This window comes from Lysinibacillus sp. FJAT-14222 (genome assembly GCF_001278875.1).
GTDB classification, from domain to species: domain Bacteria; phylum Bacillota; class Bacilli; order Bacillales_A; family Planococcaceae; genus Lysinibacillus; species Lysinibacillus agricola.
This window is the reverse complement of sequence record NZ_LIYL01000050.1, coordinates 37739-54590: the sequence shown is the minus strand read 5'-3', so window position 1 is coordinate 54590 and position 16852 is coordinate 37739. Positions and strand designations below refer to the sequence as shown.

The window sequence follows — 16852 nt, the reverse complement described above, 5'->3', positions numbered from 1 at the left end:
GAGTTTGAGGTGGAGGTCTTGTACCTGACGCTTCGCTAATTACCCGTTAATGCGGGAAAAATTGTAAACCCCCTCTACACTTTTACATTAAGTGTGGAGGGGGTTTTTATTAAGCTTGATAGCTTTTATTCGTAAAGAAGATGGCAATTGTACCTGGTCCTACGTGGGAGCCGATAGCTGAACCAATCATTGTTACTTGAATAGCTTTTGGTGAAAATCTTTCTTGGATAGAAGCCTTTACTTCATTGGCGAAGTCCACATCATCACTATGGCTAATACCAACAATTTTCTCAGAAAAGTTATCACCGCGCTCCTGCATTAATTCTAACATGCGAGCGATGGCTTTTTTGCGTCCACGTGACTTTTCAATCGGCACAAGCTTGCCGTCCTCTACATTTAAAATAGGTTTAATGCTTAGGAGCCCTCCAAGAAATGCGCTTGCCTTTGATACACGCCCACCTTTAGCGAGGTAATCTAAATCCTCAACCGTAAATAAGTGCTCCATTTGTGGGGTAAGGGCAGTAATTTTGGCTTCGATTTCATCCAACGAAGCACCTGTATTTCGAAGACGAACAGCTTCCTCAACTACTAAGCCAAAACCTAATGAAGCACATTTAGAATCGATTATAGCTAATTTGAGTGATGGATATTGCTCTTGTACTTGATTACGAATCATGACCGCCGTATTGTAGGTGCCTGATAATTCCGATGAAAAGGCAATATAGATACCTTCCTCTTCATTTTTTGCTAGATTTTCAAAATGCTTGAGAAAAAGCTCTGGTGATACTTGGGATGTTTTTGGGCGAGCACCTTGACGAATTGCATCGTAAATTTCTTTGGAATTAATCGAAATGACATCATCATATTCATTATTGTTCAATTGCACTCGTAGTGGAAGAAGTTCAATATTGTTTTCTTCGTAATATGATTTTGGTAAGTCACATCCACTATCAGTAAAAATTTTCATCATTTGTCCCCCTAATTTAACATTCTTTTAACTCTATATGAGAAGTTTTCAAATACCTATACTACATAACAGGTGAACAAGTGTCGAGCTGTCACTTTCCACTCTAAGCTTCTCTAAATTATTTCCTAGTAAATGTTATATAGATAAATAATCATATCGAGTTTCAGTATAATTGCAACTCATACAATTCAACATTATTGATAGTTGCTACATATTTTTAACTTTATTCAGCAAGTACTCATTAGTGTTAAATATGATATCGGGATAAAGGGTACTACTGAATAAAGTTAAACTGTAAAAAATGGAATGTTAACTTGAACTTACTACTTAACTAGGATAATTTCAAGCGATCGATGAGTATTTTAGCGATTCCATCGTCATTATTGGTTGTTGTAATTTCATTGGCAATATTTTTTAAAGTAGAAATGCCATTACCCATTGCAACACCTAATCCTGCATATTCAATCATTTCTAAATCATTGTCCTCATCACCGAATGCAATGATACGATCGCGTGGGATACCTAAATCCTTTGCTACATGAGCAATTCCCACTGCTTTATTTAAGCCACGTCGAACAATCTCAATAATATGGAGTGGCGCACCCCAGCGACGATGTTCAATGACCTCTGCATGAACAGCCTGTAAGTGATCACGAATAATCATTGAATTTACATCATTAGCTTGAATCAGTAAACTAGTGGGGTTGTCGTGTAAATGAGTATATAAATCCCCAAGAGTAATTTTTGGATTCCCCATATTAAAGATATTTAATATCCGTTCATCCTCTGTATGCACATAAATATCGTCCTTAACCTCTGCAATAATATTTTCGTATTCATAGCTATTGATGGATTCGACGACATTATGCACTACGCCTAAATCAATAGGAGTATGCATAGTCTGCCAAGAAGCATTTTTTGGATGGTGAACATAAGCACCATTAAAATTTACGATGGGCGTTGTAAGGCCAAGCTCGTGATAGTATATATCACTCGCACGATAAGGACGACCTGTAGCGATCATCACTTGATGACCTTGTTCCTTTGCCTGCAATAATGTTTTTTTAGTTTTTGCTGAAATTTGTTGTTGGTCCGTTAATAACGTACCATCTAAATCTAAAACGATTAAATGCGGTTTCATAGCTTATTGCCCCTTTCCTATAGTTTGAATAGTATCTCTTTGTTATCCATTCGTCAAAATTTTGTCACATAGATAAAAGTTTGCTAACATAAAGATGAGACAAAAGTTGGGAGTGACAAAGATGATTGTTGAGAAAGAAGTGTGGGGGAATATTCCTTTATTACATATACATACAGAAAATATGAATGAAGAAACCCCAGTAGTGATTTTTTTACATGGCTTTATGAGTGCAAAAGAACATAACTTACATTATGCATATCAATTAGTAGGTAGAGGGGTGCGTGTCCTACTACCAGATGCAAAATTACATGGCGACCGTAGTGAAGGCCTGTCTGAGATGCAAATGAGCTTACACTTTTGGGATATTGTTTTAAATTCTATTCATGAAGTTGAACAATTATATAATGAATTAAAGAATAAACAATTATTAATAAATGATAAAATTGGCATTGCCGGTACGTCAATGGGTGGAATTGTGACGTCAGGCTGCTTAAAGCTTTATGATTGGATTAAAACAGCAGCAGTATGTATGGGTGCACCAGGTTTTATTAAATTGGCTGAGTATCAATTACAGCAATTCGCTAAAAACGGTGTTAACTGGCCAATGTCCGAAGAAGAGGTACAGCAAACGAATGAACTTCTAGCTAAATATGATGTCAGCCTAACACCAGAAAAATTTGCAGGACGACCTGTATTGTTTTGGCATGGGGAACTAGATAAAACAGTACCTTTCAAAGAAACTTATAATTTTTATTTAACTTTACGCAAATACTATGAAGCAAATCCAGATGACTTAAAATTCTTAGCTAATAAAAAAGCAGGTCACGCTGTGTCACGAGACGGTATGTTAGCTGCAACAGAATGGCTTGCACAGCATTTGGCATAATAAGACGCATCTGCTATGATTAAGTTAACACTGTGATGGAAGGAGAAATACAGATGGATCAAGATATGAAAGACAGCATGTTCGGTGCATTAGAAAATGTAATTGACCCTGAGCTTGGTATTGATATCGTCAACTTAGGTTTAGTATATGATGTAGAGTTAGATGAAGAAGGTGTAGCAACCGTTACAATGACGCTAACGTCTATGGGCTGCCCAATGGGACCTGTTATTGTTGATCAAGTGAATACAGCATTAGGTGAGCTTCCAGAGGTAAAAAGTACAAATGTCAATATTGTATGGAATCCACCTTGGTCAAAAGATAAAATGTCACGCTATGCAAAAATGGCATTAGGTGTACGATAAGTCCGCTTAAAGGCACGAGAAAAAAATCCCCGTTTATAACTCATAAGCGGGGATTTTGTGTGTAGCGATTAATCGATACGACATATTTGTAACGGACAATTCTCACAGGCGATTTCATCCTTTAAAAATTGTAGATCGTGAATGGTAATATAACCTTTTTCGAACGATATAATATTGTGTTTCTTTAAATCATTAAGCATGCGATTGATCATCTCTCTACTCGTCGCACATAAATTAGCAATTTCTGTATTTGTTAATGGGAAATCAATAAAAATAGTGCCATTTTCTAAAGGCTTGCCATAAGTATTCGAAAGACGGATCAGCGTTGAAAATAAAGCGCCCTTTTTACCATTTAAAACTAAATCACGCAAACGACTTTGATGCTTTAAATTTTCTGTTTGCAACCACTTCATATATTCCACCATTAAATTAGGTTGTTCCACTAATAAAAGTTCCAATGATTTACGGCTTAGAACATATAAAGTTGAAGGTTCTAATACTTTTGCAGTCATGGAATGATATGTTAGATTACAAAATAATGAGCCTTCACCAATAATACTACCTGAACCACAAATTCGAATGGTTAATTCCTTCCCGTTCTCGGTTTCCTGACTAATCGAGATAGCTCCTGTTTTTATATAATATATTTCATTCGCACGTTCGCCCTCTAAAAAAATTTTACTATCCTTATTTACTTTAATAAAAACACCATGCTTTTGAAATAGATCGTGAAATTTTTCTTGTATACTATCCATTTTAATCATATCTCCAACACATCGCTTTCTTTTTGTAATACTTGGCTGTTAATTACAAAAGGATGGTGAATAATTTCGATATTAAATCTAAGAAACATACTTTTATTATAACGTAATTTTCCAATTGTAAGTGAAGAAATTTAGAGCTAATTCTTTGCTAAGGTTTGTCGTATGTTGTAAAATAAAGTTAGTCAAAGAAGGTCAAACATTTTTAATGAAACAGAATGGCAAACGGGATTCCGCTAACATTATTGAAAAGGAGTGCTAAACATGCAATTTCAACAAACAGATGACAAAAAACCATTAGAGCAATTTGGACGTAATTTAATTGAAGAAGTAAAAGACGGCAAAATGGACCCGGTTATCGGTCGTGACGAAGAAATTCGTAATGTCATTCGTATTTTAACACGCAAAACGAAAAATAACCCTGTCTTAATAGGTGAGCCTGGGGTTGGTAAAACAGCGATAGTAGAAGGATTAGCCCAACGTATAGTAAAGGGCGATGTTCCTGAAGGATTAAAAGATTGTGTACTGTATGAGCTGGATATGAGTGCCTTAATTGCAGGTGCTAGCTATCGTGGACAATTTGAAGAGCGTTTAAAAGGTGTACTAAAAGAAGTAAAGGAATCTGAGGGGCGCATCATTTTATTTATCGATGAAATTCATACAATTGTTGGAGCAGGTAAAACGGATGGTGCAATGGATGCTGGGAATATGTTAAAGCCAATGCTTGCGCGAGGTGAGTTGCATTGTATTGGTGCTACAACATTAGATGAATACCGTATGTATATTGAAAAAGATCCTGCTTTAGAGCGTCGTTTCCAACAGGTGCTTGTGCGTGAGCCATCTATGGAGGATACAGTTTCCATTTTACGGGGCTTAAAAGAGCGCTTTGAGTTACATCATGCGGTACGTATTCATGACCGTGCTATTGTAGCGGCAGCAGAGCTTTCAAATCGCTATATTACAGAGCGCTTCTTGCCAGATAAAGCCATTGATTTAATCGATGAAGCCTGTGCGATGATTCGAACAGAAATTGATTCAATGCCACAGGAACTAGATGCAGTAACGCGCCGTATTATGCAATTAGAAATTGAGGAGCAAGCACTGTGTAAAGAAAAGGACGAGGCAAGTAAAAAGCGTCTAGAGCAGTTGCGTGAGGATTTAACAAAGCTAAAAGAATCCTCTGAGGGCATGCGTAAACAATGGGAAACCGAAAAAGAAGCGTTACAAGGCATTCAGAAAAAACGTGAAATACTTGATAAATACCGCCGTGACTTAGATGAAGCAGAAAGTAAATATGACTTAAATAAAGCAGCCGAACTACGTCATGGGAAAATTCCTACTCTTGAAAAGGAAATTCAAGAGATGGAGAAACAATTAGAGAATGGTACGGAATCACGTATTTTACGTGAAGAGGTAACTGCCGATGAGATCGCATCTATTGTTTCACGCTGGACAGGGATACCAGTGACAAAATTAGTGGAAGGCGAGCGCGAAAAATTATTGCGTTTAAAAGATACATTACATGAACGTGTGGTTGGGCAGGACAATGCTGTGCAGCTTGTCACTGAAGCGGTATGGCGTGCTCGAGCTGGTATCAAAGATCCGCATCGACCAATTGGTAGTTTTTTATTTCTAGGACCAACGGGTGTTGGTAAAACAGAACTTGCGAAGGCACTAGCGGCACAGCTATTTGATTCTGAAGATCATTTTATTCGCATTGATATGAGTGAATATATGGAGAAACATAGCGTATCACGTCTTGTAGGGGCACCTCCAGGTTATGTTGGCTATGAGGAAGGTGGACAATTAACAGAAGCTGTTCGCCGTAATCCATATTCAGTTGTATTATTAGATGAAATTGAAAAGGCACACCCAGATGTCGCGAATATTTTACTGCAAATTTTAGATGACGGTCGGATTACCGATAGCCAAGGCCGTATGGTCAACTTTACGAACACAGTTGTCATTTTAACCTCTAACATTGGCTCAAGTTATTTGATGGAAGCAAAAGAGGACGATGCCGCAGTTGAGGATTTAGTGATGGCTGCACTACGTCAGCACTTTAAACCAGAGTTGTTAAATCGTATGGATGATATTATTATGTTCCATGCACTATCAGATGAGCACTTTACAGCGATTGCTTGGAATTATGTCGAACAGCTTGTAAAACGAGTTGCGGAGCAGGACATTGCTTTACAAGTAGATCAAGATGTAATTGATTGGGTGGTAGAACAAGGGGCAGATCCTCAGTTTGGCGCAAGACCCCTAAAACGCTTCGTGCAACGTTATATTGAAACTGCGGTTGCAAGAGAATTGCTACGAGGTGAAGTATTACCAGGAGAAACATTGCACATTAGAATGCATGATGGCCAATGTGTTGTTGAAAAATAACAAGAAAAAACCTGTTTCACATTGTGCGAAACAGGTTTTTTTTTAGTTGAATTAATGATGGTCTACAGCTTCTGGAGTTGATTCGTTTGGAATGATTGCACCAATAATGAATACAAGAATTGTGAATACAACCGACATGACTACACCAATTTGGAAATCAAATGGTGCACCAAGTACAGAGCTTACTACGTAGTTTAACATTGAAACTAGTAGGAATGACCATATGAATGTTACGATATATTGCATTAATTTCACCTCAACCGAACTTTTTTATATCATAAAGTTTTACTACATATTCATTATCATATCATAACATAAATCGAAAAAAAAAGAACCTTTTCTGTTAATCATGGCGAATTTGTCACGGAAGTGAGCTTCAGGAAGCCCACTTTCGCACAGAAAACATTCGCTCCACTCCAGGGTCTCATCTGTGACGCTGATCCCCAAGAAGTCTCCCAACCCTCACTCCAATCAGCATACGGTTTAACAAATGTCATCCACAATTTTTGGTGATACGCCTATTATTTCTCATCTTTTTTAAAAATGCACATATCATTAAAACCCTTGATACTACTAGTTTTAAGACGTTAAATTTAATTCACCTTGCACCTCTCCTTCATTATGAGTTATAATTATGACCAGTTACTAATAATTGATAGTAAAAAGCGGAGGGGTTGCTATATGAACGCTGGTATTATAGGAATAGGTAAATACGTTCCAGAGAAGGTTGTTACAAATTTTGATTTAGAAAAAATTATGGACACTTCGGATGAATGGATTCGAACTCGCACGGGGATTGAAGAACGTCATTTTGCAGCAGATGATCAGGAAACTTCAGATTTAGCAGTAGCTGCTGCTAAAGAGGCTATTGCAAAAGCAGGTATTACACCTGAGGAAATAGGCTTAATACTTGTAGCAACTGTAACACAAGATCAAACGTTTCCAAGTGTAGCATGTATGGTTCAGGAGCAAATTGGAGCAGTCAATGCAGCAGCGATGGACCAGGCGGCAGCTTGTGCAGGATTTATATATAGTTTAGTGACAGCAAAGCAGTTTGTAGAATCAAATACTTATAAATATGTCTTAGTAGTAGGTGTTGAAAAGCTGTCGAAAGTAGTTGATTGGGAAGATCGCAATACTGCTGTATTATTCGGTGACGGTGCAAGTGCAGCCATTGTTGGACCAGTATCAGAAGGTAGAGGTATTTTATCATTTGAGCTTGGAGCTGATGGTACAGGTGGGAAGAATTTGTATTTAACACAGCAGGACACAATCGCTATGAACGGCCGTGAAGTATTTAAGTTTGCCGTACGTCAAATGGGTGAATCTGCAGTAAACGTATTAGATAAAGCAGGTTTAACAAAAGAAGACGTAGATTTTTTAGTGCCGCATCAGGCAAATATTCGAATTATGGAATCTGCTCGTGAGCGTCTAGAGTTGCCACCGGAAAAAATGTCAAAAACGATTCACAAATACGGGAATACGTCGGCAGCATCTATTGGTATTTCCTTGGTAGATGAGCTTGAAGCAGGTAAGATAAAAGATGATGATATATTAGTACTTGTTGGATTTGGCGGTGGCTTAACATGGGGCGCCGTTGCAATGAGATGGGGAAAATAATAACGAAAAAATGCTTGAGGGGAGTAAGACAATGAGTAAACGACGAGTAGTAATTACAGGAATTGGCGCAGTTACACCACTAGGAAATAGCATCGAAGAAACATGGGCTAACATTAAAGCTGGAAAATCTGGTGTTGGCGAGTTAACACGTTTAAATAAAGATCAATTTGCAGCAAAAATTGCCGCTGAAGTGAAAGATTTCGATATTGAAAAATATATCGAGCGTAAAGAGGCTCGTAAAATGGATCGCTTTACACATTATGCCCTAGCAGCGTCCATCATGGCGATGGAAGATGCACAATTAACAATCGATGAAGAGCTAGCACCACGTGCAGGTGTCTGGATTGGCTCTGGAATCGGTGGAATGGAAACATACGAACAACAATTTTTAACATTCCAAGAACGTGGAGCAAGACGGGTAAGTCCCTTCTTTATTCCAATGATGATTCCAGATATGGCTTCAGGTCAAGTGTCGATTCACTTAGGTGCAAAGGGCATTAACTCTTGTTCAGTAACTGCTTGTGCTTCAGGTACAAACTCGATTGGTGATGCTTTTAAAGTAATTGAACGTGGCGATGCAGATGTCATGATTTCTGGTGGGGCTGAGTCGCCAATCGTTACAATGGCAGTGGCAGGTTTCTGTGCAAATACTGCATTATCTTTAAATACAGATCCACAAACAGCTTGCCGTCCATTTGATAAAAATCGTGATGGTTTCATTATCGGGGAAGGCGCGGGTATTGTCATTTTGGAAGAATATGAGCACGCAAAAGCACGCGGTGCAAAAATCTATGCGGAGGTTCTTGGCTATGGTGCAACAGGAGATGCTCATCATATTACAGCTCCAGCTCCAGAAGGGGAAGGTGCTTCCCGTGCAATGATGCAAGCTTTAACTGACGGTGGCGTAGAAGCTTCACAAGTAGACTATATTAACGCACATGGAACAAGTACACCATATAATGATTTATTTGAAACACAGGCAGTAAAAACTGTCTTTGGTGAACATGCTTATCAGCTTGCAATGAGTTCTACAAAATCAATGACAGGTCACTTATTAGGCGCAGCTGGTGGTGTTGAAGCTATTTTCACAGCGCTAGCACTGAAAGAAGGCATTCTACCGCCGACAATTAATCTAACAGATCCAGATCCAGAATGTGATTTAGATTATGTGCCGAATGAAGCTCGAGAGGCAGATATTAAATATGCTATGAGTAACTCACTTGGGTTTGGTGGACACAACGCTAGTCTACTATTCAAAAAAATCGAGGAATAATAAAGTAAAACAAAAAATTAGAGTGACATATCAGAAGATACACGCTAGTAAAGTGGTTGATTGGAGTGAAGGCTAGGCGACTCCTTGGGGATCAGCGATAGGGGAACGAAGGCTAAAACCATCACGTCCTGTGATAACGCCTTCGTGACCAACATCGTGTTGGCCCGAGACCCTGGAGCGAGCAACGCGAGTGAAGCGGGTAGGGGAACGAAGGCTAAAAGCATCACGTCCTGTGATAACGCCTTCGTGACCAACATCCTGTTGCCCCGACGCCCCCAGGAAGCTTTGCTCTGTGCGAAAGCGTAGCGACAGCAACAAAGCGCCCAGCCGGAACGGAAATCAACCTCTCGTTTTGCATAAGGTTCTTACTTTATATGATCAACATAAAAAACGTCAGCCCAATTTACGTGGCTGACGTCTTTTTTTATAGTTTTGTGAATAGATGATAATTAAGAAGAAAATAGAAAGGATGCCCTTATCTTGTTCCGACTCTTTTTATTTTTAATGAGCTATGGCTTATTGATTCTTTCCATAGGGAATCTCATCTTGTATTTGAATTATCGGACACTCGGATATTCCTGGCTAGTAGTTTTTAAGTTCATGGCACAAACATCAGCATTTTATATGGCCATTGGATCAGCCGTTATATTATGCGCTGTTGTGCTCGATCTTGGTTATGATAAAACTGTAAATGAAAAAGATAAGATGTAACTCTTAAACTGCTCTCTTTTTGGCCAAGCTCTTCCGATCATCTCTATGATAAATTTTTCGTTTTAGCGACGTGCACGACCAAGGCCCATTGCTGCTTCCATGCGTTTTAATGTAGCGCTGGCAATAGCGTTTGCCTTTTCAGCACCTTCGTCTAAAATAATATCTAATTCTGAGGATTCTACCAAATTATAGAACTTCTCTTGAATTGGTGTCAGGTGATCAATAACTGCTGATGCAACACCTTGCTTGAAACCACCGTATCCAACGCCTTCATATTTTTTCACAAGATCGTCAATAGATACACCTGAAATGGCAGATTCGATTGTTAGTAAATTGGAAACGCCAGGTTTATTTTCCGCATCAAATGCCACAATACCATCAGAGTCAGTAACAGCAGACTTAATTTTTTTCTCAATATCTTTTGCTGAATCTAAAAGTTTGATTGTCGCTTTTGTATTTGGATCTGATTTACTCATTTTCTTTGTAGGTTCTTGTAGTGATTTGATACGAGCTCCTGCTTTAGGTAATTGAATTTCAGGGATCGTTAATACGTCACCATAACGTTTGTTAAAGCGCTCTGCTAGATCACGAGTAAGCTCAATATGCTGCTTCTGATCATCACCGACAGGAACAATGTTTGTGTTATACAAAAGGATGTCTGCTGCCATCAATGGTGGGTAGGTTAAAAGAGCGGCAGATACGCTTTCCTTACCGTGAGATTTATCTTTAAATTGTGTCATACGTTCAAGCTCACCAATCGATGCAACACATTGTAACATCCAGCCTGCCTGCGCATGAGCTGGCACTTCTGATTGAATAAATAATGTAGATTTTTTAGGATCGATACCAGTAGCAATATACGTAGCTGCTAGGTTGCGAATATTTTGACGTAAATCTTTTGGATCTTGTGCCACTGTTATTGCATGCTGATCGACGATACAGTAAACAGCATCTCCTTCATCTTGTAATGCAGGGAATTGCTTAAATGCACCTAAATAGTTCCCTAAAGTTACAATACCCGTTGGCTGTACGCCTGAAAAAATAGTTGTCATTGTCATTTCCTCCTTGAATTTCGTCCCTAAGATTGTTGCTGAAAGTAGTTAAAACCCAAAATAAAAAACATCATGCGTCCTCATTATTAGTCTAATGAAGGGACGAATGATGTTTGAATCCGCGGTACCACCCAGCTTGCCTATAAAGGCCACTCTACTTCGTAACGTGAAGGGACGAGCTTTGCTAATAGACTCAAGTAATTATACTTAAACGTTCACAAAGCTAACTCAGAAGTCCATTCCAAATGCTTACACGATCTGTTTGCAGCAACCACAGACTCTCTAAACGTGTAAATCGCATATGTACTACTCTTCGTCAGCGCTTTTTATTTAGTTCAATAACTGTCTTCCAAGTGTATGGATGAGATGAACTCACTAAAGACATAATTGATTGATTGCAAAAAATTATATTATAAAGGCTCGGTGAAATGCAAGTGATGGGTTTTCTCGTTCGGAAAATCTGTAAAGTCAGACTTTTGGCGGTGTTCATTCTCGGAAAAAAATTATATGCTATTTTCGCTGCTTTTTTTATCTATACACATCCCAGGAAAGCGCCTAGGCGGAACGGAAATCAACCAAACATTATGGTGATGAACTATTTATTTGAAAATGCAACCAATATTAGTAAATAAACGTCTAGGATTGTACACACTGAATCTACAATATTCTCGTTTAAAGTTTTTAAATGAGAACAAAAACAATCAAGAAATGAGTGTTTAAAATGCTCTGCTAATGGGAATATTATTAGTAGTTCATGCAAAGAAGTAACTACTTTGAAAGCTGTATAAATAAACAGAAAATTTCGTGATAAAACTGTTCTTTTTTTTGTTGGGACTATATTCAAACACCACAGAGTACTGTATAATGGTATGTAGATCTACATTACATTAATTCTAATTTAACACACTGGTTTATAGATAATGATTATAAGGAAAGGATGTGTCAGTATGATAGTAACTTTATTTACATCACCAAGTTGTACGTCTTGCCGAAAAGCGAAAGCATGGTTAGAGGAGCATGAAATCCCATATACAGAACGTAACATATTTTCCGAACCGTTAAGCATTAGTGAAATTAAAGAAATTTTGCGTATGACAGAGGATGGTACGGATGAAATTATTTCAACTCGCTCAAAAATTTTCCAAAAATTAAATGTTGATGTTGAAAGCTTACCATTACAACGCTTATATGAATTAATTCAAGAGTATCCAGGTTTATTACGTCGTCCAATTATTTTAGACGAGAAACGCTTACAGGTTGGCTACAACGAGGATGAAATTCGTCGTTTCCTTCCTCGCAAGGTTCGTGCTTATCAATTACAAGAAGCGCAGCGCATGGTGAACTAAAATCCTTGTATTCTGCATATAATAAGTATTAGATGTTACAAATGCAACCAGCATATTGTGGCATCTATTTTTTTGTGTTTTACTTATGTAAAACCTTCTATATAAAGTATAATAATTAATAGGGGAAAGTCATATATTTCCGTAAAAGTATGTTAAACTTGATTTAAGCTTAATAGTTTACTACAATTTCAATAATTCAAATATCTTCTGTGAAACGGTGTATATCCTTTTCATTTTATGACAGAACAGCATACAATAGAATTAGAGACAACTGTGAACAAAAAACTTATCTTCATTTAGTTTAAAGATTAAATGAAGGTAAAGCCTCCGGATGCAATTACGCCAAGGCGTCATTGATTAATGCAGTTGCTCGACGGTTTTACTGTAGTGTGGTCAAAGGTTGAAAAACAAACGGAGTATGAAGGTTAAAAATAATGAATAAAAGCATACTAATGAAACAAAACTGTTTTTCGACAAATGACAGTGAAGGGAGATGAGGTCTAGTGGACATCGAACGTGTAAACGAAAATACACTCAAGCTCTTTATTACGTACAATGATATAGAGGATCGCGGCTATAGTCGTGAAGAGATTTGGTACAATCGAGCAAAGGGTGAACAACTTTTTTGGGATATGATTGATGAAGTAAACACAGAGGATTATTTTGATGTAGAAGGTCCGATTTGGATTCATATCAATGCGTCTGACGTAGGCTTGGAAATCATTGTCACACGTGCACATATTTTAAAAGACGGTGAATCCTTAGATGGTCATTCGCATTTTGATGAACACAAAGAAATGTTTGCCCCATTCGACGACGTAGGAGAAGATCTTCTCAGTCAACTAACTCAATTCGGTGACATGGATGAGTCAGAATTGTTTATGGATACAGACATTTATGTTTATAAATTTAAAGATATTGATGAGTTAATCCCTGTAGCGAAACGCATGACAGATGAATTAGTGGATTCCTCATTATTCAAATATGAAGATTGGTACTATTTAGTAGTTGACTTCGTGAATGCAGATGATGATCTAAATCGTCACGATAGAAATGCAGTCATCAAAGAATTTTTATTACCATCGAATTTCACAATTCATCGCCTAGAGGAATATGGCGATAAAATTATGGAATTTAATTGCTTTGAAACAGTACGAAAATATTTTATTTAAAGTAATGAGCACCTGATTCAAGGGCTTAGACTGTAGACTAACTTGATAATAATCAAGTTGGTTTACAGTCTTTTTTTTAAAAGGTAGCATTTTTAAAATTTCAAGAAAAAACCGTTATTTATTTGTTGCTATAAAAAAACTCCTTTACTATAAGTGAAAAAGGAGATGATTTTATGCTTATTGCCTATAATGAGCAGCAGCAGCCTTTTCTTCCATACCAATATTCGAGGGAAGACTTACAACGATATAGGCGACAGATGAAATTTTATTGTCCTCAATGCCTACAGCCCGTCCAATTAAAGATCGGGCAATATAATATACCTCATTTTGCTCATATCGCTGATAACAGCTGTGTACAGTTATTTGCAGAGGGTGAATCCCAACTTCATTTACAAGGAAAACTTCAATTATTTGAATGGCTGAGAAAACTCGGGCATACAGTAAAGCTGGAGCCTTATTTACCAGAACTTTCGCAGCGACCAGATATGCTTGTGACAAAAAAGCAAAAGCAAATTGCTATAGAATTTCAATGTAGCTCAATCTCTCATGAAAAGTGGTTATTGCGTACATCTGGATATGCGAAAAATTCTATACAACCATTGTGGCTTTTTCAAACACCTCAAAAACAATCCAATCAAGGTATCCAAAAGATTTTTATTTCTCCGATTATGCAAAAAGTGATAACTACTTCAACGCGAGGCGTGTCTTATTTAGTGACCTATGATGCAAAGACATCAAGATTTATTTATTGGACGAATCTTCTTCATGTTCATGGGCATACTTTTATAGGCAAAGTACAAGAAGTACCTATTCACAAGCAGCATTTTCCCTTTTATGAGCCTAAATCAATTACGAAAGAGGAATTTCCTCTTTATTGGCAACTTTATAAAAAGCTTTGTAAACAATTCGTGTATCAGCGATTATTACATAGTAAAAAAGGGGTGCAAGATTCATTTTTACGAAGTAGTTATGAGTTACGTTTTGCACTTACTGCTATGCCTGATTACGTTGGTGTCCCGGTAAAAGACGCGGAGGCGATTCAGATGTTCTCCGTTGAGTGGCAAACGATTTTGCATCATTTTAGTCGACGATTACTGCTACTGCCTCATGAATTATGCGATGAGGATATTCGATCGTTTTTAATCCAACACAATGTAGAGGTTACAGCTCGAGCAGTACAGGCTATCAAAAATTATGGAATGGTGCTTGAGAAAAGTTATCAAAAAACTGACTATTATCCAAATATACGTGAGCAAGTGTATACACATTTATTTGCAATTGCCACAATATACTGAGAAAATATGAGAGTATAAGAAAAACTCACATATAAAGGGGGCTGCCACATGGCTAGTAACAGCAATCAAGTTTTATTAAGAAATGAAGTTCCAGAAGAATTAACTTGGCGCTTGGAGGATATATTTGCAACCGACGCTCTATGGGAAGATGAATATAAGGAAATTGCAGAAATTGCAAAAAAGGCACCTAGCTATGCAGGTACGTTAAACGATGGGGCAGATGCATTATTGGCGGTTTTAACTTACCATGATGATATTTATGAACGTACAATGAAGCTTTACACGTATGCACATATGCGTTATGACCAAGATACGACAAATAGCTTCTATCAGGATATGAATAGTCGTATTCAAACATTGGCGACTAGTATTTCAGCTGCTCTATCGTTTTTAACACCAGAGATTTTATCATTGAGTGAAGAAACTATAGAACGTTACTTAACAGAAAATAAAGATTTACAACTGTATAAGCAATCCTTAAAAGAAATAACGATGGCACGTCCGCACGTATTACCAGCAGAACAGGAAGCATTACTTGCACAAATGTCTGAGGTTACAAGTACAGCTTCCAATACATTTAGTATGTTAAACAACGCTGATATGGTCTTCCCTAAAGTGAAAAATGAAGATGGGGAAGAAGTACAGTTAACACACGGCAACTACATTAAATTTTTAGAAAGCAAAGATCGTTCTGTTCGTGAAAATGCCTTTAAAGCAATGTACGAAATTTATGGCAACTTTAAAAATACGTTTTCGGCTACATTAACTGGCAATGTTAAGAAACATAATGTCAGCGCACGCATTCGTAATTATGATTCTGCACGCCATGCGGCAATGTCTAATAACTTCATTCCAGAAAATGTTTATGATCAATTGGTGGAAACAATCCATAAACATTTGCCAGCTATGCAGCGCTATATTTCATTACGGAAAAAGCTTTTAGGCGTAGACGAACTGCATATGTGGGATTTATTTGCGCCACTCGTTAAGGAAGTCGACATGAAAGTCACTTACGACGAAGCGAAAGATATTTTAGTAAAGGCTTTAGCGCCACTTGGTGAGGAATACCAAGGTATTGTTCAAAGTGGTCTTGATAACCGCTGGGTGGATGTCTTAGAAAACAGAGGGAAACGCAGTGGTGCGTACTCTTCAGGTGCCTTTGGAACAAATCCATACATTTTAATGAATTGGCAAGACAATGTTAATAATCTGTTTACACTAGCTCATGAATTTGGTCATAGTGTACACAGTTACTATTCACGTAAAACGCAGCCGTTTGTTTATGGCGACTATTCTATTTTTGTAGCTGAAGTAGCTTCGACATGTAATGAAGAACTGTTAAATGATTATTTACTGAAAACAATTGAAGATCCACAACAGAAAATTTATTTATTAAATCATTGGTTAGACGGCTTCAGAAGCACTGTTTTCAGACAAACAATGTTTGCTGAATTTGAACATCTAATCCATCAAATGGATAAGAACGGTGAATCTTTAACAGCAGAGCGTTTAACAGAGGTTTACTATAATTTAAATAAACAATACTTCGGCGAGGATATTGTTGTAGATGAGGAAATCGGCTTAGAATGGGCTCGTATTCCGCACTTCTACTATAATTACTATGTGTATCAATATGCTACAGGTAAAGCAGCTGCAACAGCATTAAGTAAACAAATTTTAGAAGAGGGTGCACCAGCTGTAGAACGTTATATTAATAACTTCTTAAAAGCAGGCTGCTCTGATTTCCCAATTGAGGTATTAAAGTCAGCAGGTGTTGACATGAACGTGGCAAAACCGATTGATGATGCATGTAAAGTATTTGAAGAACGCTTAAATGAGTTAGAAAAATTATTGTTGAATAATTAATTGGGAAGG

At 37.6% G+C, this 16852-nt stretch carries 14 protein-coding genes and 1 other annotated feature; of the genes, 9 read left to right on the top strand and 5 right to left on the bottom strand.

The genetic code is table 11. The annotated features are described in order from the left end of the window. Positions 1 to 109: 109 nt before the first annotated feature. Positions 110 to 967, bottom strand: coding sequence for a DegV family protein (locus AN161_RS21160; RefSeq protein WP_053596312.1), 858 nt, complete (start codon positions 965 to 967; stop codon positions 110 to 112). 331 nt (positions 968 to 1298) lie between these two features. Further along, entirely contained in the window at positions 1299 to 2108 is an 810-nt protein-coding gene (locus tag AN161_RS21155) for a Cof-type HAD-IIB family hydrolase (RefSeq protein WP_053596311.1), read from the bottom strand. Positions 2109 to 2229: 121 nt separating this feature from the next. On the opposite strand from AN161_RS21155, the gene AN161_RS21150 reads away from it, so the two are divergent. Next, the gene (locus tag AN161_RS21150) at positions 2230 to 2994 is read left to right on the top strand and encodes a prolyl oligopeptidase family serine peptidase (protein ID WP_053596310.1); all 765 of its coding nucleotides are present in this window, start codon (positions 2230 to 2232) and stop codon (positions 2992 to 2994) included. A 53-nt stretch (positions 2995 to 3047) separates the two neighbouring features. Continuing rightward, positions 3048 to 3356 carry a metal-sulfur cluster assembly factor gene (locus AN161_RS21145; protein WP_053596309.1) on the top strand — a complete coding sequence of 103 codons (309 nt, stop codon included), beginning with the start codon at positions 3048 to 3050 and terminating at the stop codon, positions 3354 to 3356. A gap of 68 nt (positions 3357 to 3424) precedes the next feature. Here AN161_RS21145 and AN161_RS21140 read toward each other — a convergent pair whose 3' ends face one another. Beyond that, the gene (locus AN161_RS21140) at positions 3425 to 4111 is read right to left on the bottom strand and encodes a Crp/Fnr family transcriptional regulator (RefSeq protein ID WP_053596308.1); all 687 of its coding nucleotides are present in this window, start codon (positions 4109 to 4111) and stop codon (positions 3425 to 3427) included. Positions 4112 to 4381: 270 nt separating this feature from the next. Between AN161_RS21140 and AN161_RS21135 the strand changes: the two genes are divergently transcribed. Next, positions 4382 to 6508, top strand: a complete 2127-nt coding sequence (locus AN161_RS21135; RefSeq protein WP_075807312.1) for an AAA family ATPase — start codon at positions 4382 to 4384, stop codon at positions 6506 to 6508. A gap of 51 nt (positions 6509 to 6559) precedes the next feature. Here AN161_RS21135 and AN161_RS21130 read toward each other — a convergent pair whose 3' ends face one another. Beyond that, entirely contained in the window at positions 6560 to 6754 is a 195-nt protein-coding gene (locus AN161_RS21130; protein WP_053596307.1) for a YjzD family protein, read from the bottom strand. 435 nt (positions 6755 to 7189) lie between these two features. Here AN161_RS21130 and AN161_RS21125 point away from each other — a divergent pair, with 435 nt between their 5' ends. Beyond that, positions 7190 to 8128 carry a beta-ketoacyl-ACP synthase III gene (locus AN161_RS21125; protein WP_053596306.1) on the top strand — a complete coding sequence of 313 codons (939 nt, stop codon included), beginning with the start codon at positions 7190 to 7192 and terminating at the stop codon, positions 8126 to 8128. 31 nt (positions 8129 to 8159) lie between these two features. Next, positions 8160 to 9401, top strand: a complete 1242-nt coding sequence (gene fabF, locus AN161_RS21120) for a beta-ketoacyl-ACP synthase II (RefSeq protein WP_053596305.1) — start codon at positions 8160 to 8162, stop codon at positions 9399 to 9401. A gap of 773 nt (positions 9402 to 10174) precedes the next feature. Here the strand turns inward: fabF and trpS are convergent. After that, a complete protein-coding gene (gene trpS, locus AN161_RS21110) occupies positions 10175 to 11164 on the bottom strand; it encodes a tryptophan--tRNA ligase (RefSeq protein ID WP_053596303.1) in 990 nt (329 codons plus the stop codon). Positions 11165 to 11259: 95 nt separating this feature from the next. Continuing rightward, positions 11260 to 11493, bottom strand: a binding site (T-box leader). A 621-nt stretch (positions 11494 to 12114) separates the two neighbouring features. Between trpS and spxA the strand changes: the two genes are divergently transcribed. The 4 genes from spxA to pepF all read left to right on the top strand — a co-directional run bounded on the left by spxA (position 12115) and on the right by pepF (position 16843). Then, positions 12115 to 12510: a transcriptional regulator SpxA gene (gene spxA, locus AN161_RS21105; protein WP_024362527.1), complete on the top strand. Its 396-nt coding sequence runs from the start codon at positions 12115 to 12117 to the stop codon at positions 12508 to 12510. Positions 12511 to 13013: 503 nt separating this feature from the next. After that, the gene (gene mecA, locus AN161_RS21100; protein WP_053596302.1) at positions 13014 to 13682 is read left to right on the top strand and encodes an adaptor protein MecA; all 669 of its coding nucleotides are present in this window, start codon (positions 13014 to 13016) and stop codon (positions 13680 to 13682) included. Between the two features lie 173 nt (positions 13683 to 13855). Continuing rightward, positions 13856 to 14977, top strand: a complete 1122-nt coding sequence (locus AN161_RS21095) for a competence protein CoiA family protein (RefSeq protein WP_053596301.1) — start codon at positions 13856 to 13858, stop codon at positions 14975 to 14977. Positions 14978 to 15025: 48 nt separating this feature from the next. Then, entirely contained in the window at positions 15026 to 16843 is a 1818-nt protein-coding gene (pepF, locus tag AN161_RS21090; RefSeq protein ID WP_053596300.1) for an oligoendopeptidase F, read from the top strand. Positions 16844 to 16852: the final 9 nt, after the last annotated feature.